A 22,269-nucleotide genomic window follows, 5' to 3' on the forward strand; every position below is an offset into this window, starting at 1 on the left:
CTCTCACCGGAAACGATGTGAACGCGCGGCCGTCGTCAGGGCAGCGCCCGATGCGCGAGCACCCCGAGGGGGGTGGCACCGGGCCGTCCGCCGCCCGGCTGCCGGCGCAGATCCATCCCCGCCTCGGCGGCGACGGTGGCGAGGTCAACCGTGTGCCAGACATAGCCGTCGCGCGCCTCGCGGACGGTCTCCGCTTCGCGCAGGACCCGCCAGGTAGACCGCATCCGCATCAGGTCGCCGTCCGCCGGTTCGCCGGAAAACCACCACTCGTAGCTCTGCTCGCCAAGCTCCGCCTGGGCCAGCCGATGCGGTTCCAGCAGGATCGGGCGGTCCAGGTTCATCAGCTCGACCACGATCACGCCGCGGGGCGCGAGCCGCTCCCGCAGCCGGCGCCAGAGCGTCTCCCTCGCCGGGCGGTCCAGGTGGCCGGCGACCCCGCACACCAATGCGGCGCTGATCGCTTCGGGCAGCTCCAGGTCGGGTGCGGCATCCGCGCTGATGGTGACCCGGCAGCGGAGGTCGTCGTCACGGTAGACCCGGCTGGCCAGCACGGCCCGCATGCCCTCGGACGGTTCGTAGGCGACGATCTCGATGTCGGCGAATGCGCGGGCGACCGCCTCGGTGAGCAGTCCGGTGCCGGCACCGACCTCCACGATCGGCCCACGACCAAGATCGATCATGCGCAATGCCTCGATGACAGCAGGTGCGCTGGTGACCTGGACGTGCGCCGCGGCGACGAGGTCGAAGAACTCTGCGGTCGGGGTGTAGGGCATGCTGCCCCCGTCCGGCCCGGGATCGGCGTCGTCGCCGGGTTCGTCCGAACGCCGGACGCGGCCGTTCCCCGGGGCACGACTCACCGTCGGTCCCAGATCGACCTCGATGGCCCGGCCGGCGGCATCGGTTTCCGGCAGCAGGTCGTTCAGGGCGAGCGGGCGGGGACGTGTGACCCGGGCCGCCTCGGGTGGACCGATCCCGGCGGCGATGTGGGACCAGATCCGGGTGACGGTCAGGTCGTACTGCGCGGAGCTCAGCGGATCCCCACCGACCTCGATAGCACCGGCCATGTCGACCAGCGCACGGGCAATCGCCTCCGGCCAGAGTCGGTCGAAGATGTCACGCTGGGTTCCGGCTGCTGTCCCGGGAAGGACGCTGGTGCTGTCCTGGTCGAATCGGTGCCCGACCGGCCCGTCGACGACGAGCCGGCGGTCGGCATCACGTTCGGCATGCAGCCGCGGGCTCCACTGCACCGGCCCGTGGGTGTCGGCGAGGGTCAGCACCCCGCCTTCGGCGCCGAGGGTGATCCGGTGCCACAGCAGCGCGTGGTTGTCCCGGTCGCTTGGATCGAGCTGGTTCTGCACCCGCAGCGTCACGGGGACACCGGCCAGTTCTCCGATGAGCGTCCGCAGCGGACCACCACCGCGACCGGGCACGTCAACCGCGTCGAACCGCCACGGTCGCAGGCCCCCCAGCGCCCGGCCGAGGATGTCAACCAGGGGCAGCAGCACGTGGACGGGTGTCGCCGCGTCGACGAACACGGGCGTCTGGTGTGCGCGCAGCCGCTGGGCCGCGGCGATGAACGACCGGACCGGTCCGACGTGGGGGTAGTGGGTGTTGACCCTGTACTGGACGTGGTGCCGCCGCGCCAGCCGTAGGCTCGCCGTCATCTCGGTCGGGTGTACCGGGTGTTCCTGCAGGACGTGCACGCCCCGACCCATCAGCGCCCGCGCCAGCTCGCTGCCGGTCCCGCCGGAGATCGTCGACCCGACGACGACGCAGGCGAGGTCGATGCCATCCGGCACGGCCTCGACCCGGTCGTAGTGCGCGACACCGATCTGGTCGGCGAAGGTCCGTGAGGCGTTCCCGCCCCGGCTCAAGATGCCGGCCACCGTGAATCCCGGCTCGCCTCGGACCGCGGTCGCGTAGAACCGGCCGAAGTTGGTGCCGCACACCAGCACCCGAAGCGGCCGGCCCTCACTCCCGTCGGACGCGGTCGCCGTCACAGCGCACCTTCCTCGACGACGTCGTCCCCGATGTCGGCGCCGCGCACGTAGCCGTGCATCTCCACGAGGCTGGATCCGCCGGCCTCCCGGATCTCGCGCACGACGGCGTGGGGGTCCAGGACGTCGCAGGCGAAGTGCAGGCCGGCGGGCAGAGCACCGTCGAGTGACGCCCGCGCCGCCAGGGCTCCGACGAGGCCGGTCAACTGGTAGCTGCTCGACGTCCGGAGCACGAGGGTGCGACGGATTTCTGTCCCCGCGTCGTCCGGTGGGGTTCCGCGCATCGAGAAGACCATCAGATAGAAGGGGGTCCGCCCCACCAGGTCGAGGGCGGCCGCCCGGTGCAGTCGGGCGCCGACCTCGGCCAGATCGGTGCCCGGTTCCCGCGCGTAGCCCGGCATGCGCTGCATCTCAGCGTGCACCGCCGGACCCGGATACACGTTGAACCAGTCGACGTCGTCGAGTCCGAGTGCGCGGGCGAGCCGCACGGTCTCGGTCGACAGGAACGGGGTCATCCCCACCGGGCCGGGGAAGAAGGGGGCGACGGCGTTCGAAGCCGCCCGCAGCACGCGTGGCCGACGTGCGCCACCCCGCCAGGCGGCCAGCGGTTCGCCGAAGGCGGCGCCGTCGGCTCCTCCGATGCTCAGCGAGAGGATCATGTCGGTCGCCACCACGGGTGAACAGGGCTCCCTCCCGCCGACGTGGGCGGTCAGCGTCGTGGGCCGGCCGAATCCGGTCGCGGCGAGCCAGCGGGGAAGAATGCTCGACAGGCCCGGCAGTGTGCCGGCGGAGAACACCACGGCGCGGTCGGTGCCGGCCAGACCGCGGGCAGCCATCCCCTCCCACGCCGGATCGTCACCGGCGACGTCGATGTAGTGGGCACCCACGGCCACGGCGGCGACCGCGACCGTGTCCCTCAACAGGTAGGTCGGGCCGGCGCAGTTGAGCACCACCTGACATCCGGCGCAGAAACGGGTCAGGCTTACCGGGTCGGTGGCGTTGACAGCCATGATCTCGCCGCGGCCATCGAGCACGTCGGCGAGCACCCGCCGTACGCCATCGATCCGGCGAGCACCCAGGCGGATGCTCTCGACGCCGAGCTTGCGCAGCGCGGCGGCCGCGGCCGAGCCGACCATTCCCGACGCACCGACGAGCCCGACGGCAGGCGGGCCGGGTCGCGCCGAGGCGGTCATCGGGTCACCGCGCCGTCGGTGAGCTGCCCGAGAAGCCGCAGCACGCCGGGTGCGTGTTCCACCGACAGGCAGCTGAAGTGGTCGCCGGGGACATCGACGATCCGCAGATCACCCAGGCAGACCTCCTCCCACTGCGCGGTCACCGCGTCCCGGCTGCCGGGGAAGGGATAGGCGCCGCCGTGCCGCAGGAAGGTCACGTCGCCGGCGTAGGGCTCGGGCTGGTAGCGACTGATCGAGAAAACACTTTGCCGGAAGGTCAGGAACAGGCGCGTCATGTGGTCCGGCTCGTACATGCCGGCCGACGCCGGGACGGCCTCGCACATCCTGGCGATCCGGGCGGAGCGTGGCACGGACGCCAGGGCACGGAAGCTGTCGGCGATGTCGGCGTACTCGCCCTCAAGCCTGGCCAGGGCGCCGTCGCGCAACACACCGGGGCTTTCGGCGAGCACCGCGTCGCTTGCCGCCGCGACCCGGTACTGGTCATCGGGGAATCCCAGGTCCGGCGGGTGGATGCCCATCATGACCGCGAACGAGTACTCGGCGAGGATCTCGTCGTCGAGCCGGAACCGCGGGCTGTGACTGCTGATCGCGGTGAAACTCGCGACCGGCGCCCCGGCTTCGGCCAACCCACGGGCGACCTCGATGGCGATCAGGCCGCCCAGGCAGTAGCCGACAAGATGCAGATCGCGCGGGCCCAGCTCCAGCAGGGAGCGGGCGTAGCTGGCGGCGAGGGCTTCGATCTGCCCGGTCGGTTCACCGCCGAGGTAGTCGGCCAGCCGCGGGATCTCCAGCCCCACGAGAGCCGTGGTTCCCGCGGAGCGGCGCCGGATCTCGGTGATGAGCGCCCGGTAGGGCATCACCGTGCCGGTGCCGGCGTGCACGAGCACGGTCACCGGCCCGCCCGCGCTTTCCAGGCCGGCACCGTGCAGCGGGACCACCGGCGAAACCTTCTCCTGGTCTCCCTTCGCCGCCGGCTCACGGCCGGTGGCGCCGCGCAGGAACGTCGCCAGCGCCGCCACGGTCGGCGCGCGCAGCATGTGCCGCAGCACCACCTCCCATTCCAGGGCGACGACGTCGGGAAGGCGTTCTCGCACCTGGCCGACCAGACGCGCGACGAGCAGCGAGTCGCCGCCGAGCGCGAAGAAGTCCTCGTGCCGTCCGACGCGCTCGACGCCGAGCAGCTCCGCCCAGAGCTCGGCGAGCTGCCGTTCGAGCGCACCGACCGGTTCCCCGGACCGGGCCGCCACGTCTCCGGCGCCGCCGCCGCGCGGCAACCAGCGGCGCAGCGTGGACCGGTCCACCTTGCCGTTGGCCGTCAGCGGCAGTGCGTCGAGCACCTGCCAGGCGGTCGGGATCATGTAGTCGGGCAGATGGCTCCCCACGTGCCGGGTGAGCTCGCCCGCGGTGAGCGGATGCCGGTCTGTCTTCACCTGGGTGAAGAAGACCCGCTGCCCGGTGGGATGCAGGGTGTCGGTCGGTTCCGGCAGGGCCGCGACCAGCTCGACGCCGAGGTCCGCGAGCAGCTCCGGCCACTGCTCGTCGGTCACGAACGACGCTCCGGTGGCGGCGCGCAGATCGGTCCTCGGCCCCGAGGTGACCTCGAGGAACTCCAGCGAGACGGCCAGTGGGTAGTGGTCGTCGCGGGTGTTCTCGGTGAACACCAGCCAGCCGCCGGGCACCAGCAGCTCACGCAGCCGCCGCAGGGCGGCCGGGATGTCGGTGGCGTTGTGCAGGACGTGGGGGCAGAGGATCACGTCGAAGCTGTTCGGGAGGTAGCCCTGCTCGCGGGGGTCGGCGGCGAGGTCGAACCGGCCGTAGCGGACCCAGGGGTGGTCGGCGAACCGTTCGGCGGCCTCCGTCAGGAAGAACCGTGACGGGTCGGTGAACAGGTAGTCGACGCCGAACTCGGCCAGGGCCGGGACGAGCTCGGTGGTGGCGCCGGCGACGCCGCCGCCGACTTCCAGGATGCGCATCCCCTCCTCACCGACGTGCCGTTCGGCGAGCTGGCGCAGGCCGGCGGAGAGCGCCTGATTGAGGTGGCGGACGGCGAGGTTGTCGCGGTAGGCGGCGGCGAGCGCGTCGGGCTCGGCGCCGGGGAAGAGCAGAACTCGGATGTCCTGCTCCCCGGAGAGCAGGACGGGCAGGTGAGCGGTGCAGGTGCGCATCAGGTCGAGCAGGTCGGTGCTGTAGTCCGCCCGGCGCTGCGCCGTGCCCAGCCTGGCCCAGGCCTGTTCCAGCGCCGCGGCGTCGGGCGCGACCAGCCCGTGGTAGCGCGGCACTCCTGTCTTCCGGTCGAGATGGGGTTCGGTGGCCGGCCGTTCGGTGACCGCCAGCCTGCTGGTGGCCGCCAGCGCTCGCAGCCAGCGACGCACGATGTGCCGGTTGGGCGGGGTTGTCCGCAGAACGGCGCAGACCTCGTCGGCGTCGAGCCCGCCCGACCCGTCGTCCTGGCCCTCGACCGGGATGAGCAGACCCGCGTCCGAGAGGGTCCGTGCCATCACGGCGAGCGCGACGTCGTCCATGGCGGCCAGCAGCTCCGCGAGTGCGGCCGGGTCCATGCCGGCGCCGGCCGTGCGGATCGCGGTCGCGGCTGCGGCCGCGACCAGCGGCGGGGTCGCGTCGGTGGACTCACCCGCGGCCCGCGGGCCGTCATCCTCCGTTCGTCGCGCGGGTTCGACAAAGGCGGCGAGACGGCGGCCGAGCGGATGCTCGTCGTCGACGAGCACCGCGCCGGCGGCGACCGCGGGATGGGTCAGGACCGCGGCTTCCACCTCGGCGAGCTCGATCCGGAATCCGCGGATCTTCACCTGGTCGTCCTCCCGGCCGAGGAACTCGATGGTCCCGTCGGGCAGGTAGCGGCCCAGGTCGCCGGTGCGGTAGAGCCGGTCGCCGGTGGCCGGATGCCGGATGAAGCGGGCCGCGGTGCGCTCCGGGTCTCCGTGGTAACCCAGCGCGACCCCGGCGCCGCCGATGTGCAGCTCGCCGGGCACCCAGTCCGGCCGGTCCCGCAGTGCGCCGTCGAACACGGCGAAACTCTGGTTGGACAGCGGGGTACCGTACGGGATGCTCGGTCGGGCGGTATCTACCTGGTCGATCGGGTGGACGATCGACCAGATGGCGCCCTCGGTCGCCCCACCGAGGCTGACCAGGCGCAGACCGGGCATCGACGTGCGGGCCTCGTCGGGCAGCGTCACCGGGATCCAGTCACCGGAGAGCATGGCCAATCGCAGTGTCGTGACATCCGGAGCCGCGCCACCGGATGGCGCACCCCCAGAGGCCCCTCCGGCGGCGGCCGGTCCGCCGGACGCGGACCGCAGGAACTCGACCAGCATCTGCATCTGCGCCGGAACGGAGTTCCACACGGTCACGGCATGCGCGCTGATCAGGCCGGCCCAGTGCGACGGGTCGCCCCGGCGGGCGCCGTCGGGCAGCACCAGCCGCGCCCCGACCCGTAGCGGGCCGAACACGTCGTAGACCGACAGGTCGAAGCCGAGACTCGCCAGTCCCAGCACGGCGTCGTCGGCCGTCACCTGGAAGCGCCGGTTGATGTCGATGATCGTGTTGAGGGCGGCCCGGTGGCTGATCATCACGCCCTTGGGCGCGCCGGTGGAACCGGACGTGTAGATGATGTAGGCGAGGTCGTCGGGTGCGCCCGCGGACCCGATCGGGCTGACGGTGCGGGCGGCGCCGGTGGGCTCCATCGCGTCGACGGCAACGGTGGTGAGGCCGGCGGGCCAGCCCGCCGGGTCAGCGAGCCAGGTTTGCGTAAGCACGTGGCGCACGCCCGCGTCGCGAAGGATCACATCGCGGCGTGCGGCTGGCTGCGCGATGTCGAGGGGCAGGTAGGCGCCGCCCGCGAGCAGGACGCCGAGGACGGCGACGATCTGCTCCCAGCCCTTGTCCATGCCCACGGCGACCGGCTCGGCCGGGCGCAGGCCGACGTCGGCGAGCACAGCCGCCACGGCGCTGGCACGCCCGATCAGCTCTCCGTAGGTCAGCTGGCGGTCCGCGGCGACGACCGCGACCGCGTCCGGCGTAGCCGCCGCCTGGGCAAGCACGCCCGCGTGCAGCAGCTCATCAGGCAGGTCGGTGGCGGTGTCGTTGACGGCGGCGTGGCGGAGCATCTGATCCTCGGGTAACTCCACCGGCGCGGGCCGGGTCCAGGCATCGGAGTCCGTCGCAAGCCGGATGATCGCGGTGATGAGGGCGGAGAACGCCGCCTCGGCCAGGCCGTCGGGGAACACCCCGCCGCGAACGTCCCAGGAGACGGCGAGCGCGTCGCCGCGCGACATCACCTGGCAGTCGAGCCAGACCTGCGGCGTCTGGCTGATCGCGAACACGACCTCGCCGGCCGCTTCCACCGCGGCGCCGAGGCCCGACCCTGCCGGGTCCGCGGGGCCGGCGGGTCCGGCGCCGTCGAGAGTGCTGGTGAAGACCACGGGCATGAGCGGCCGGCCGTCCTCGCGGCGGGCGATCTCGGTGAGGACCTCGCTGCCGGTGAACAGGGCGTGGGACAGATCGTCGAGCAGCCGCGCCGAGATCGCGCGGACGCGTTCGGCGAAGGAGGCCGCGGAGCTCAGGTCGACGGCGAGCAGCTCGACCGCGGTGAAGTCGCCGATCAGGGTGCCGACGTCAGGATGAACGTCGAGGCGTTGGAACGTCGGCAGGTTGAGGGTGAATCTCGGGGACCGGCTCCACCGGCCGATCACCTCCGCGTAGGCGGTGAGCAGGGCGGCGGAGGTGGTCACGCCGTGCCGACGCGCGTTCAACGCCAGGGCGGCCCAGACCGAGGCCGGTAGCAGGTGCTCCAGCCGGGTGAACCGGACCGGTTCCGACTCGGGTCCGCGACGCTCTGCCAGGGGCAGCTCGGGCGCGGGCGGGAGCGTGTCGAGCCGGTGCAGCCAGTACTCCCGGTCCCGCTGGTAGAGGGCGGTCTCGGCCCGCCGGCGACGGCCCACCAGGTAGTCCCGGAACGTGATCCCCAGCGGCGGGAGATCCGCCGCCGGGTTCGTACACAACGCGCCGAACTCGCGCAGCAGCAGCTGGACGCTGGCGTAGTCGACGACGAGCAGGTCGAGCGAGAGGTGTAGCAGCAGCTGCCGGTCGGACCGCGTCGCCCTTACCGCGCACAGCGGCCACACCTCGGTCCAGGCCACGCGATGACTCAGTTCGGCGCGGGGGTTCAGCACGGCCGCGCTCACCTCGTCCTCGGCCCGGCCGCGCAGGTCGACGACGTCGATGCGGTACGGCGGCGGATTCGCGAGCACGACCTGGTAGCCATCGGGATGGACCACGGCGCGCAGCATGTCGTGCCGTGCGACGAGGGTGTCCCAGGCTGCCTGGACCCGCTCCGGTTCCAGCTCGGCGGGGAAGGCGAGCTCGATGTAGGCGTGGCAGGCGACCCCGCCGTAGTCGTAGGAGTCCCCGCGACCGATCAGGTAGGCGGCCTGGATGTCCGACAGGGGGAACGGCTCGTACCGGCCCTCGGCGTCGGCTGTGACCCCCGGGACCGCCTGATCCCGTTCCAGCTGGTCGAGGACTTCCTCCCGGTGCTCCCGTAGGAGGTCCCGACGTTGCGGCGTCAGGACACCGCGCGGTGCACGGAAGCGCAGGCGGCCGGAGTCGGCCCACAGCGTGACACCGTCCCGGCCGAGTTCGGCGATCAGTTCGTCGATTTCCATGATCCTCGACTTCCGCAGGATGCGTCACGCGCCTCGTCGACCGTGGCGAGGAGACGTGGGGCATCGCGATCATATGGAACCTTGGGCTTTATTGAACATGAATTTCATCTACAGTAAGCCTAGATGACCCCATCTGCCGAGGAGTCACGACACATGCCTGAGGACTGGCCGCGCTGCCCGGAGACGGATGCGGCGCGCTATCGCAAGGCCGGGCACTGGGCCGGCGTCACGTTCGGCGCGTTACTGCGCGACCTCGCGGCCCGCCACGGGCCACGCACCGCCGTGGTCGACGGCGCCGAGCGGTGGTCCTACGCCGACCTCGACGCCCACGCCGACCGGCTGTGCGCGGGTCTCGACCGGGCCGGGATCCGACCCGGGGAGAGGGTCGTGGTCCAGCTCCCCAACCGCGTGCAGTTCCTGCACCTGTGGTTCGCGCTGACCCGGCTCGGCGCCGTCCCGGTGCACGCGATGCCCGCTCACCGTCACGCCGAGATCCGGCACCTGGCCGAGCTGTCCGGCGCCACGACCTACGTCGTCGCCGATCGTGCCGGCCGGCTCGACGGCCACGCACTCGCGCGGCAGGTACGCGACGCGCTGGCCCCCCCGCGTCGGGTCATCGTCCTCGGCGACCCCGGCGGGGACGACGTCCTGCCCTGGTCAGCCTTGCTGGCCGACGGATCCGGGCCGGTCACGCGAGCCGGGGCCGAGACCGTCGACGATGCCGGAGCGCTCGCCATGCTGCTGTTGTCCGGCGGTTCGACGGGTGTACCGAAACTCATTCCGCGCACCCACGACGAGTACCTGTACGCGGCGCGCCAGGGAGCTGAAGCCTGCGAGCTCGGGCCGGAGTCGGTCTACCTGGTGAGCCTGCCCATCGGCTTCAACTTCGCCTTCGGGGCCCCCGGGGTCCTGGGGACACTGAGCGCCGGCGGCACGGTCGTCATCGCCCGCGACCCGAGCCCGCACACCGCGTTGCGCCTCATCGAACGTGAGCGGGTCACCGTCACGGCCCTCACCCCGCCGCTGGTTCCCGCCTGGATCGAGGAGTACCAGACCAGCCGTCCGGACCTGTCGAGCCTGCGGGTGCTGCAGGTCGGCGGTGCGCGGTTGGCGGACGACGAGGCACGGCGGGTCGAGACGGTGCTCGGTGTCCGGCTGCAGCAGGTGTTCGGGATGGCCGAAGGGCTGGTGAACTACACCCGCCTGGACGATGCGGACCACCTGCGGCACACGACGCAAGGTAGGCCGCCCTCGGCCGCCGACGAGGTGCTCGTCGTCGACGCCGCCGGGCGGGCCGTGCCCGACGGCGAGGTGGGTGAGCTGCTCACCCGCGGTCCCGCCACCCTGCGCGGCTATTACCGCGCACCCGACCACAACGCCCGCGCGTTCACCGCCGACGGCTTTTACCGGACGGGAGACCTCGTCCGCCGGCTCCCCTCCGGACACCTCGTCGTCGTCGGCAGGGTCAAGGAACAGATCAACCGCGGCGGGGAGAAGATCGCGACGGCCGAGGTGGAGGAGCATCTGCGCGCCCATCCGCGGGTGCGGGCCGCCGCGCTGGTTGCCGCGCCGGATCCCCATTGGGGCGAATGCGCCGTCGCGTTCCTGGTCTGTGACGGCGATCCCCCGGGAACCCGCGACCTCGCGCGGTACCTGGCCGCACGCGGACTCGCGGGCTACAAGGCGCCGGACCGGGTCCACGCCGCCCCTGACCTGCCCCTCACACCGGTCGGCAAGATCGACAAAGTGGCGCTCGCGCGGCTGCTGACACCCCCGGCCCGATGAGGCCAACCGCCCGGTACCCACCGATCCCACCGACCCTGCTCCGGATGGACGATCACCTGTGACGACACTTCTGGACACCGCGCCGCCGCCGAGCGAACCGGCCGTCTACCGGACCCGGTCGACCCGCGGCCGGTTCGATCCCGCCGCGCTGGCCACGACCCTGGCCGCCGCCGGACTCGCGGAGCACTGCGTCCTCTACGAACGCGGCGACGACTGGTGGTACGCCGCCGGGGTGCTCTGCGCTGTCTCGGTCCACCACGACCGAGCCGTGGTCCGCTATGGCGACCAACGGATCGAACACCCGTACACCGGGTCCCCGCTGCGCGCGCTGGCCGAGCTCACCGCCGACCTTCCTGTCATGGACTGGCACGGCTACGGATGGCTGGCCTTCGAATTCGCGCAGGCACACGAGCGGCCCGTCGCCCTGCCGCGCCCTGGCGCGGATCCGGCGCCACTGGCACAGCTCGTCGTCCCGAGGGTCGAGGCGCGGATCAGTACAACCTCGATCGACGTCCGCGCGGTGGACGACAGGACCCTGGACCGCGTCCTCGACATAGCGGCACGGCTTCCCGGCGCGTCCTGCGACCGCCCCCCGGCCGGCCGCAGGACGCCGGTCGACGTGCACACACCCGACGGCGACGCCTACCGCAGCGCCGTGGCGCGGGCCGTCGAGCGGATCGAGGCCGGCCACCTGGCCAAGGTCATCCTCTCACGGCGGGTTCCGGTTCCCTTCGAGGTCGACCTGGCCCGAACCTGTCTGCACGGACGCCGGGCGAACACACCCGCACGAACGTTCCTGCTCGACCTGCCGGGGATGCGCGCCACCGGGTTCAGCCCGGAGACCGTCGCCGAGGTCGACGCCGACGGGTTCGTGCGCACCCAGCCGCTGGCCGGGACGAGAGCACTCGGCCTGGGTGGCGACCGCGACCGGATCAACCGCGGCGAGCTGTGTACCGATCCCAAGGAGCTCTACGAACACGCCATCTCCGTTCGGGCTTCCGACGCGGAACTGCGGACGGTCTGCCAGCCCGACAGCGTCGCGGTCCGCGACTTCATGTCCGTCCGGGCACGCGGCAGCGTCCAGCACCTGGGCTCGCACGTCGAAGGACGGCTGCGCGGTGGCGCGAGCTGTTGGGACGCCATCGGGGTGCTGTTCCCCGCCGTGACGGCCTCGGGCATCCCGAAAGCGGCCGCATGCCGGGAGATCGCCGACCTCGAACCCGGCGCGCGCGGGCTGTACGCCGGGGCCGTCTTCCAGGTCGGGCACGACGGAACCCTCGACGCAGCCCTGGCGCTGCGCGCCGTGTTCACCCAGGACGGCCGCAGCTGGCTGCGGGCCGGCGCTGGCGTCGTCGCAGGCTCCCGCCCCGACCGGGAGTACACCGAGACCTGCGAGAAGCTGGCCAGCATCGCCCCCTACCTCGTCGCGGCGGACGCCGGAGGTGTTCGAGCGTGACCACCCTCGTCCCCGACGAAGCCGGCCATCTGCGGGCCGAGGTGGCCCGCACGCTCGACCTACCGCCCGACGAGCTCGACCCCGACGAGGATCTGTTCTCCCTCGGCCTGGACTCGTTGTCCCTGATCCAGCTCGTCACCACGTGGCGCAGTCAGGGCATCGACGCGACGTTCGACGAACTCGCCGAGCAGCCCACCCTGCGCCGGTGGGAGGCGTTGCGCGCGGCCTGGGACGGTTCGGCCGAACCCGCGCGCCCCCCCGGCGACTGCGCGGTTCGGATCGGCGTCGAACCCGCCTCCCAGGACGGCGACACCGAGCGGTTCGACCTCGCCACCATGGCGCACGCGTACTGGATCGGCCGCCAGACCGGCCAGCCGTTCGGCGGCGTGGCCGCGCATTTCTACACCGAGCTCGACGGCGCCGCAGTCGATCCCGACAGGCTGCACACGGCCGTGGCCGATCTGGTCAGCCGGCACGGCATGCTGCGCGCCCGGGTCACCGACGACGGACAAGGATGGATCGCTCCGCCGCCCACCGACGTCGCCCTCCCCGTCCGCGATCTGCGGGACCTTCCACCGGCGGAGGTCGACCGCCGGCTGGCCGATCTGCGCGAGCACTACACCCACCGGGCGATGGACCTCGCCGCCGGCGAGGTCCTCGAAATAGCGCTCACCCTGCTGCCCGGTGGTGCGACGCGCCTGCACATCGACCTGGACATGGTCGTCGCCGATGCGTTGAGCATGCGCATCCTGCTGGAGGACCTGCGTCGACACTACGAGGCGCCGGACCAGCCGCTGCCGCCGATCACCTACGGGTATCCCCGCTACCTGGCCGAGAGGCGGGCACGACGCGCTCCGGAGCGGGACCGCGCCCGCCTCTGGTGGCGCGAGCGGCTCGCCGACCTGCCCGGCCCGCCCGAGCTGCCGCTGCGACCCGATGCGGGCAGGCCTGGGACGCCGGCCCGCAGCACCCGGCTCGACCATTGGATCGACGCCGACCGGCGACAGCGTCTCATCCGGCGTGCCCGCGTTCGCGGCATCACCCCGGCGGCCGCGCTGGCCACCGTGTTTGCGGAGGTCGTCGGTGCGTGGAGCCGGACTCCCCGGTTCCTGCTCAACCTCCCGCTCTTCGACCGCGAGGCACTGCATCCCGACGTCGACAGCCTGGTCGGCGACTTCTCCAGCTCGGTCCTGGTCGACGTCGACGTCAGCACTCCCCTGCCGTTCGTGGCCCGGGCGCGCACGGTTCAGTCGACCCTCGCGGCCACCATCGCGCGCGGCGCGTACGGCGGGGTGGAGGTCCTGCGGGACCTGTCCCGGCAGGCGGGCGCACCCGTGCTCGCGCCGGTCGTCTACACCAGCGCGCTGGGACTCGGCGACATCTACACCGACGCCGTGCAGCGATGTTTCGGCCGGCCGGCGTGGATCATCTCCCAGGGTCCGCAGGTCTGGCTGGACGCCCAGGTCACCGAGCATGACGGCGGACTGCTGTTGAACTGGGACGTCCGGGTGGACAGCCTCTTCCCCGGCGCTGTGGACGCCGCATTCGGCGCCTACCGACACCTCGTCGACAAGCTGATCGACGACGACGCCGCCTGGGACCGGCCGGTCGGTCCGCTCGTGCCCGCGCAGGCGGCGAGAGCGCGCGCCCAGGTGAACACCACCGACGTCGATCGGCCGGCCCGAACCCTGCACGGTGCCGTGTTCGCCCGGGCGCAGACGGACCCGGACCAGGTCGCGATCATCGATGGCGACCGGTGCACGAGCTACGGCGAGCTCGCCGGGGCCGCGCTGCGGGTCGCCGCGCTGCTCACCGAACGCGGAGTCCGTCCGGGCGACGCGGTGACGGTGACGCTGCCCCGCGGCACCGGGCAGGTCGTCGCCGTACTCGGCGTGCTCGCCGCGGGCGCCGCCTATCTGCCGGTCGGCCTCGACCAGCCCGCCATCCGCCGGGCAGCCATTCACGCCCGGTCCGCGGCGGTCATCGCGCTCACCGACGACGACCACCTCGCCGCGGTGACGGCGGCCGGCGGCCCCACACCCGTGCTGCTCGGCGACGCGCGCACACGAGCGCCGCTGACCGCGCCGGTACCCGTCGACCCCGCCAGCCTCGCCTACATCCTGTTCACCTCGGGGTCCACCGGGCAGCCCAAGGGGGTAGAGGTCAGCCACGCCGCCGCCACGAACACCATCGACGCCCTCAACGCCCGGCTCGGCGTCGACCGGGAGGACCGTGCGCTCACGGTTTCGGCGCTCGACTTCGACCTGTCCGTCTACGACATGTTCGGACTGCTCGGCGCGGGTGGGGCGCTGGTACTGGTCGGCGAGCAACACCGACGCGACCCGCACGCCTGGTGGCGCGCGGTGACCGAGCACAAGGTGACCATCTGGAACACCGTGCCCGCCCTGCTCGACATGCTGCTGACCGCGGCCGAGCAGTCCGGCACGCCGCCGCGGGATGCCGGCCGTCCGCTCCCGCGAGCCGTCCTGCTCGGCGGCGACCAGATCGGGCTGGACCTGCCCGCACGGTTGCGCGCCCTGGTGCCGCAGGCCCGGTTCGTCGCCCTGGGCGGCATGACGGAGGCCGCGATCCACTCCACCTGGTTCGAGGTCGGACCCGCCCGGGACGCCGAGGTGCCCGGATGGACCGCCATGCCCTGGGGTGTGCCGCTGGACAACGTCCGGGCCCGGGTCGTCGATCCGCGAGGACGTGACTGCCCCGACTGGGTGACCGGCGAACTGTGGATAGGCGGGGCCGGCGTCGCCCGCGGTTACCGGGGAGACCCGCAACGCAGCGCGGACCGCTTCATCCGGCACGACGGGCTCCGCTGGTACCGCGGCGGCGATCTCGCGCGCTACCGGCCCGACGGCGTCCTGGAGTTTGTCGGCCGCGCCGACCATCAGGTGAAGGTACGGGGCCATCGCATCGAACTCGGCGAGATCGAGGCAGCGGCGGGGACGCATCCACAGGTCGGACACGCGGCGGCCACCGTCCTTGAGGCCGCCACCCGAAGGATCGGGCTCGTCGTGTGCCCGCCGGACCCGGCGGGCCTCGACGCGCTGACCGAAGTCGTCGAGGCCGGTGAGCTCGCCGACTGGCTTAGGGATCGTCTCCCCGCCGCGATGCGCCCCGACCATCTGGTGGTCTTGCCGAACCTGCCGTTGTCGGGCAACGGCAAACTCGACCGTAGCGCCCTCGCCACCGAGCTGACCGCGCGCGTGGACGGACGCCCCGCAGGAACCGACCCGCCCCGCAGCGATGTGGAGAGGGCACTCGCCGTGATCTGGTCAAACCTGCTCGGCGTCGACACCGTCGACCGGACCGACAGCTTCTTCACCCTCGGCGGCGACTCGCTGCTGGCCACCACGCTGCTGGGCCGGCTGCGGGCAGCGGGTCTGGCCGGCGCCCGGCTCGCCGACCTGTTCGCCACGCCGACGCTGGCCTCCTTCGCCGCGGGCCTGCAGTTCGTCGACCCTGCCGAAGCGCCGACGGCGAAGGACGCCGATGACCTGGACTGCGCCGGCAGCGCACCCCGCGCCGAGGATGCTTCGGCGATCCGGCCACTCGTCGCCGATGAGGACCGGCGGCACGAGCCGTTCCCACCCACCGACGTCCAGCGCGCCTACTGGGTCGGCCGTGACAGTCGTCTGCCCCTCGGCGGCGTCGGGACCTGGCACTACAGCGAATTCGACGCCGCCGAGGTCGACCTCGACCTCGGCCGGCTGGAACGCGCCTGGAACATCCTTGTCGCCCGGCACGAGATGTTGCGGGCCGTGTTCGACGAGGACGGCCATCAGCGCATCCTGCCCACGACACCCCCGGTGCGGATAGATCTCACCGACGTGACCGACAATGAGGCGCAGGTCGCGCTCGCACAAGCGCGCGCCGACCGCTCACATCGCCAGGTCGACCTGACGCGGTGGCCGTTGTTCGAGGTCGGCGCGGTGCGGTACCGGACCGGCGGACGCACCCGCCTGCGGCTGACCGTAGGGCTCGACTACATCGTCTTCGACGCGCTTTCGATCATGACTCTGTTCACGGAGCTGGACCGGATCTACCACACCCCCGACGGTCAGGATCCCGCACTGCCACCCGTGCAGGTCTCCTTCCGGGACTACGTCACGCAGGTGCGGCCGGAGGCGCACGCGGTCGAGGCGGACCAGGCCCATTGGCGCAAGCGGCTGGCCGACCTCCCCCCCGCACCGAGGCTGCCCACAGCCCTCGATCCAGCCCAGATCAGCAGTCCACGGTTCACGCGGCAGCAACACTGGCTTCCGCCGGCGTCCTGGAACGCCCTGCGGAACTGCGCGAGAGCCCACGGCCTGACCCCCTCGACGGTCCTGCTCGCCGCCTACGCGGAGGTACTCGGAGCCTGGAGCGACAGTCCCGACCTGACCGTGATCCTCACGCTGTTCAACCGGCAGGACGTTCATCCGCACATCCACCGGATACTCGGCGACTTCACCACCCTCTCCCTCGCGGACTACCGGCCGGACATGGACGGGAACTGGCTCGCCGCCGCCGCCGACCTGCAACGCCGCCTCGGCGCCGACCTCGATCACCGCGACGTCTCCCCCACCTGGCTGCTGCGCGAACTGGCCCGCGCGACCGGCGGCATGCAGACGATGCCGGTCGTCTTCACCAGCGCGATCGGGGTCGGTGACGGAGTGTCCATGGACCTCTCCGACGGCTTTCCCGAACAGGTCCACGGCATCTCCACCGCCCCGCAGGTGTGCCTGGACAACCAGGTACTCTCGGTCCGCGGCGGTCTGCAGGTCAGCTGGGACTCGGTGGAGGGCCTGCTGCGCCCGGGTGTATGCGAGGCGATGTTCGATGCCTACATCCACCTGCTCGCCTGGCTGGCCGACCACGACTGGTCCGCACCGCCGCCGGATCCGTTCCCGGTGAGCCAGCGCGCGGTCCGCGACCGGGTCAACGCGACCGCGGTCGACCGGCCCCCCCAGCTGCTGCACGCCGCCGCGTTCGCCGCCGCACAGCGGGCACCGGAGCGGACCGCGCTGGTCTGGGAGACTGACGGCGCGACGCGGTCGATGTCCTACGGCGAGCTCGGCGAGCGGGCGCTGCGGCTGGCGGCGGCCCTGGTCGAGGACGGTGTGGAACCGGGCGAGCCGGTTGCGGTGACCCTACCCAAGGGCCCGCACCAGGTGGTCGCCGTCCTCGGCGTGCTGGCAGCCGGCGGCTGCTACGTGCCGATCGGGGTGGAGCAGCCGGCGCTGCGCCGAGCGGCGATGTGCCAGCAGGCGGGCATCCGGTTCCTCGTCGGGGACCCGGCCACCGCCGGCCACGGACCGGGCCCACGGCTCGTGACGGCCCGGCGGGCACAAGAGCACGCGCCGCTGGCCGCCCCGGTTGCCGTCGACCCGGACAGCCCGGCCTACGTCATCTTCACGTCTGGTTCGACCGGCACCCCTAAAGGCGTCGAGATCAGCCACGATGCCGCCGCGAACACCGTCGCCGACGTGACGGGTCGCTTCGGGCTCGGCGACGACGACCGGGTACTCGCGCTGTCCGCGCTCGACTTCGACCTGTCCGTCTTCGATCTGTTCGGGCTCCTCGGCGTCGGCGGCGCGCTGGTGTTGCCGGCCGAGGAGGAACGCCGCGACGCCGGCCGCTGGCTGGCGCTCGCCCGGGCCCACGGCGTGACGGTGTGGAACACCGTGCCGACCCTGCTGGAGATGCTTCTCATCGCGGCCGAGGAGGACACCGCTCCGATCGGGCTGCGCCTGGCCCTCGTCTCGGGCGACTGGGTCGGGCTCGACCTGCCGGACCGGCTACGGGAAAGGGAGGAGCGACGATGTCGCCTGGTCGCTCTCGGCGGCGCCACCGAGGCGTCCATCTGGTCGAACGCCTTCGAGACCGCCGGCGGGACGGGGCCGGACTGGCGATCCGTTCCCTACGGCTTCCCGCTGGAGAACCAGCGGTACCGGGTTGTCGACGGGCGGGGACGTGACCGGCCGGACTGGGCGTCCGGGGAGCTGTGGATCGGCGGGCGTGGTGTCGCCCGCGGCTATCGCGGCGATCCGGGGCGCACCGCGGAACGGTTCGTCAACGAATCAGGCTGCCGGTGGTACCGCACGGGTGACCTGGGCCGCTACCGGCCGGATGGCACGCTGGAGTTCCTCGGCCGGATGGACCACCAGGTCAAGATCGGCGGGCATCGTCTGGAGCTCGCCGAGATCGAGGCGGCGCTGGAGGCGTTCCCCGACACCCGCCGGGCCGCGGTCGTCGCGGTCGGGGAACCTCGGCGCCGGTCGCTGCACGCGTTCCTGGAACGGCGGGCCGCCGCTGCCCCGCGGGAGGACACCGCAGCGGCGGACGACCGGACCCTGACGCGGGCCCGCACGTTCCTGGCCGAACGGCTTCCCGCCTACGCGATCCCGCCTCGCCTCACCCTCCTCGACGCGCTGCCGCTGACCGCGAACGGCAAGGTCGACCGGGCCGTGCTGAACCAGCTGGACGCCACCCGGGGAGATTCCTCGGCGACGCCGCCCACCGGCCCCCTCGAGTCCGTCGTGGCCGCGCTCTGGCGCGACCTGCTCGGCACTGAGGTCCTCGACCGGGACGCGAACTTCTTCGTTCTGGGCGGGGACAGCATCCTCGCGCTCCGGCTGGTGGGCCGGCTGCGCGCGCGTTTCGGCGTCGAGATCGCCATCCGGCGGTTCCTGGCCGCGCCAACCGTGGAACGACTGGCGGCCGAACTCGGCGAACTCGGCGTCGGGACCGACGACGGCGACTACGAGGAAGGTGCGCTGTGAGTGCACCAAGCAGCGAAAACGAGGTCCGGCCCACCGCGTTCGCCGCCCTGCGCCGGCTGCTGGCACCGCTGCGCGCCCGGCTGGCGGTGGCGGTCGCACTCCAGGCCGTCTCCAGCGCGGTGGGAGTGGTGCCGCTGATCGCGGTCGCCGAGATAGCCAGGATGCTGCTGGAGCCCCCGGTCGACGAGGCGCGGGTGTGGCGTGCCGTCGTCGTCTGCGGGACGGCCGCGCCGATCAGCCTGCTCACGGGCGCCGCCGCGGTCACCCTCACCCATCTCGGCGACGCGGCCCTGCAGCTCAGCCTGCGCCGGGCGCTCGCCGATCGGATGGGTCGCCTTCCCCTGGGATGGTTCTCGACCCGCGGCTCCGGAACAGTGAAGAAGGTCGTCCACGACGACGTGCACGCGATGCACTACCTCGTGGCCCACACGCTGCTCGACGCCACGACCGTCGTGGTTGTCCCGGTGACGGCGCTGGCCTACCTGCTGAGCGTCGACTGGCGGCTGGCTCTGCTCTGCCTCGTCCCGCTGCTGGCGGGGATCTGGTTGTTCGCCCGGGCGATGACTGGCGTCGGTCCGAAGATGGCCGACTACGCCCGCGCCGCCACGGAGATCAACAGCGGGGTGGTGGAGTTCGTGGACGGCATCGCGGTCATCAAGACCTTCGGTCGGGCCCGCGTCGCGCACGAGCGGTTCGTCCGCGCCGCGGACGCCTTCCACTCCTTCTTCTCCCGGTGGGTCGCCGACACCACCGCCACCACCACCGCGTCCCAGATCGTCGTCGCGCCCCCCGTGGTCGTCCTGCTCCTGCTCGCGGCGAGCACCGCCCTGGTGACCTCCGATCAGCTCGGCGCGCCGGACCTGGTCGCGTTCGCTCTGCTGGGGCCGGGTGTGGCCGGCGCCGTGTCGGGCATCGGTACCCGGCTGCAGGCGCTGCGGACCGGCGGGACCGCCGCGGTGGCCGTCGCCGCTGTGCTGGACACCCCTGCTCAGACCGTCCCGGAACGGCCGCTGGCCCCGGACGGTGTCGAGGTCGCGCTGCGCGGCGTCTCCTTCTCCTACGACGGGAAGCGCCCCGCGTTGCGCGGTATCGATCTGGAGCTGGCCCCGGGCACAGTCACGGCGCTGGTGGGACGCTCGGGCGCGGGCAAGTCGACGCTCGCCCGACTGGTGCCGCGTTTCCTCGACGTCACCGACGGTTCGATCACTCTCGGCGGGGTGGACGTCCGGGACATCGACCCGCGGACGTTCTACCGGACTGTCGGCTTCGTCTTCCAGGACGTGGGCCTGCTCCGGATGTCCGTCGCGGAGAACATCGCGTTGGGCCGCCCCGAGGCGACGCGGGAGCGGATCGAGAGCGCCGCCCGCGCCGCGCGGATCCACGACCGCATCGTCGCCGAGCCGCGCGGCTACGACACGGTGGTCGGCACGGACGTCGAATTCTCCGGCGGCGAGGCCCAGCGGATCGCCATCGCCCGGGCGCTCCTCGCCGACCCCCCGATCCTCGTCCTCGACGAGGCCACCGCCTACGCGGACCCGCATGCGGAGGCCGCTATCCAGAAGGCGCTGTCCGCCGCGGCGGCCGGGCGGACCCTGCTGGTGATCGCGCACCGGCTGGCGAGTGTCGTCGAGGCAGACCAGATCATCGTGCTCGCCGACGGGCAGGTGGCCGAACGGGGGCGCCACCACGAGCTGCTGGCGCTCGGCGGTCGGTACGCGCGGATGTGGGACGCCCAGCACGCCGCCGTGGCCGCGACCGGCCCGCCCGACCGGGACGCGTCCCGCGCGCGGATCGAACAGGAGACCCTGTCGTGATCAGAACGCTGTTGGCCGTCCTCGGCCGATCCGAGGGCGCTGCGCTGCGTCGTCTGATCGCCGCGCTGGCCCTCGCCGCCGCCGCCCAGGGGCTCGGCTATGCCCTGGTGGTGCCGTTCTTCGACGCCCTGCTGGGCGAGCGGTCCTCGACGGCGTGGCGATGGCTCGCCGGAATAGCGGCGGCGACCGCGGCCTACGTCGCGCTGACCTGGCGGGCGCAGAACGCGGCGTTCCGTGCCGGCGCCGACGTGGCGCGGGTACTGCACCACCGGCTCGGGGAGCGCATCGTGACGCTGCCGCTGGGCTGGTTCGACGCGGCGCGGGTGGGCGAGCTCGCCCGGCTGACCAGCGGAAGCGTCCTCGCGGTGATGAACATTCCCGCGCACCTGCTGCGCCCGGCCGTCACTGCCGCCGTCGTCCCGGCGACAGTCGTGGTCACGCTAGTCGTCGTCGACCCCCGCCTCGCGGCCGCGGTGGCCCTCGCCGCACCCGTCATGGTCGCGGTGCTGGCCTGGAGCAACCGTACGGTGGGGCGGGCCGACGCGGCCCGCGACGCCATCGTCGACGAGACATCGGTGCGGCTGGTCGAGTTCGGTCAGAAACAGCCGGTGCTGCGGGCCTTCGGCCGGACGACCGAGGGCTACGCGGCCCTGGACGCGGCGCTGGTCGCCCAGCATGACGGAGACCGGGCGCTGGCCTGCAAGTCGGTCCCCGGGCTGGTCGCGTTCAGCTTCACCGTCCGCCTGGTCTTCGCGGCCGTGCTGGTACTCGGCGCCGACCGTGCGCTCGGCGGAACCCTCGACGCCGCGACCTTCGCCGGCGTCCTCGTCCTCATGATCCGGTTCATCGAGCCGCTCGCGGCCGCAGCGGATCTCGGCGCGGCGATGCGCCTCGCTCAGGGCCACCTGCGCGGGATCGAAGGGGTCCTCAGCGCGGCGCCGCTGCCCGAACCATCCGTCCCGGTCCGCCCGAGCGGAACGGACGTGCAGTTCCGGGGCGTCGGGTTCGGCTACGGCGAACGGCCGCTGCTGCGTGACGTGAGCTTCGAGCTTCCCGCGCGCACCATGACCGCGCTGGTCGGACCGTCCGGTGCGGGGAAGACGACGATCGCCCGGTTGATCGCCCGGTTCTGGGACGTCGACACCGGTGAGATCCGCATCGGCGGTGTGCCCGTGACCGAAATCGGTTCGGAGCAGGTGATGGCGCTGGTCTCGATCGTCTTCCAAGATGTCTACCTGTTCGACGGCACACTCGAGGAGAACATCCGGCTCGGCCGTCCCGACGCCACCGACGAGGAGGTGCAGGCGGCGGCGGAACTGGCCGGCCTCGGTGGTACGGCCAGCTCGACAGCCAAACCCGGTGATGCGGCCGGCCGACACCTCGACGGTGATGAGCTGCCCGACGGGATGGGGACCCGGGTCGGGGAGGGCGGTTCGCTGCTGTCCGGAGGACAGCGCCAGCGGGTCTCCATCGCGCGGGCACTGCTGAAGGACGCTCCGATCGTGCTGCTGGACGAGGCGACCGCCGCGCTGGACCCGGAGAACGACGTCCACATCCAGCGCGCTAT

General features: G+C 72.5%; 8 protein-coding genes. 5 read left to right on the top strand and 3 right to left on the bottom strand.

Features of this window, described 5'->3' with window-relative positions:
* Nucleotides 1-35: 35 nt before the first annotated feature.
* Genes CV1CTNOD_RS21895 through CV1CTNOD_RS21905 form a run of 3 tightly spaced genes read right to left on the bottom strand, consistent with a single transcriptional unit; the run spans nt 36 to nt 8,871 of the window.
* Complete coding sequence (locus CV1CTNOD_RS21895) at nt 36-2,000, bottom strand: Gfo/Idh/MocA family oxidoreductase (RefSeq protein ID WP_131787847.1); 1,965 nt, start codon at nt 1,998-2,000, stop codon at nt 36-38.
* Nucleotides 1,997-3,190, bottom strand: coding sequence for a saccharopine dehydrogenase NADP-binding domain-containing protein (locus CV1CTNOD_RS21900; protein WP_131787848.1), 1,194 nt, complete (start codon nt 3,188-3,190; stop codon nt 1,997-1,999). Before CV1CTNOD_RS21900 ends, CV1CTNOD_RS21895 begins: the two co-directional genes overlap by 4 nt.
* Complete coding sequence (locus CV1CTNOD_RS21905) at nt 3,187-8,871, bottom strand: non-ribosomal peptide synthetase (protein ID WP_131787849.1); 5,685 nt, start codon at nt 8,869-8,871, stop codon at nt 3,187-3,189. Before CV1CTNOD_RS21905 ends, CV1CTNOD_RS21900 begins: the two co-directional genes overlap by 4 nt.
* A 153-nt stretch (nt 8,872-9,024) precedes the next feature.
* Between CV1CTNOD_RS21905 and CV1CTNOD_RS21910 the strand changes: the two genes are divergently transcribed.
* The 5 genes from CV1CTNOD_RS21910 to CV1CTNOD_RS21930 all read left to right on the top strand — a co-directional run.
* Complete coding sequence (locus CV1CTNOD_RS21910) at nt 9,025-10,656, top strand: (2,3-dihydroxybenzoyl)adenylate synthase (RefSeq protein WP_131787850.1); 1,632 nt, start codon at nt 9,025-9,027, stop codon at nt 10,654-10,656.
* Nucleotides 10,657-10,714: 58 nt separating this feature from the next.
* Nucleotides 10,715-12,112, top strand: coding sequence for a salicylate synthase (locus tag CV1CTNOD_RS21915; protein ID WP_207386598.1), 1,398 nt, complete (start codon nt 10,715-10,717; stop codon nt 12,110-12,112).
* A complete protein-coding gene (locus CV1CTNOD_RS21920; protein ID WP_207386599.1) occupies nt 12,109-18,888 on the top strand; it encodes a non-ribosomal peptide synthetase in 6,780 nt (2,259 codons plus the stop codon). Before CV1CTNOD_RS21915 ends, CV1CTNOD_RS21920 begins: the two co-directional genes overlap by 4 nt.
* Nucleotides 18,885-20,702: an ABC transporter ATP-binding protein gene (locus CV1CTNOD_RS21925; protein ID WP_207386600.1), complete on the top strand. Its 1,818-nt coding sequence runs from the start codon at nt 18,885-18,887 to the stop codon at nt 20,700-20,702. Before CV1CTNOD_RS21920 ends, CV1CTNOD_RS21925 begins: the two co-directional genes overlap by 4 nt.
* Nucleotides 20,699-22,269, top strand: a 1,571-nt coding sequence (locus CV1CTNOD_RS21930; RefSeq protein ID WP_207386601.1) for an ABC transporter ATP-binding protein, incomplete at its 3' end; no start/stop codon positions are given. The genes CV1CTNOD_RS21925 and CV1CTNOD_RS21930, both read left to right, overlap by 4 nt.

Origin of the sequence: Protofrankia symbiont of Coriaria ruscifolia (genome assembly GCF_900634745.1) — a bacterium.
Classification (GTDB): Bacteria; Actinomycetota; Actinomycetes; order Frankiales; family Frankiaceae; genus Protofrankia; species Protofrankia californiensis.

What these genes read in the sequence shown, in the direction of transcription:
- CV1CTNOD_RS21900 (WP_131787848.1), bottom strand. Translation starts at nt 3,190, where the DNA reads ATGACCGCCTCGGCGCGACCCGGCCCGCCTGCCGTCGGGCTCGTCGGT.
- CV1CTNOD_RS21905 (WP_131787849.1), bottom strand. Translation starts at nt 8,871, where the DNA reads ATGGAAATCGACGAACTGATCGCCGAACTCGGCCGGGACGGTGTCACG.
- CV1CTNOD_RS21910 (WP_131787850.1), top strand. Translation starts at nt 9,025, where the DNA reads ATGCCTGAGGACTGGCCGCGCTGCCCGGAGACGGATGCGGCGCGCTAT.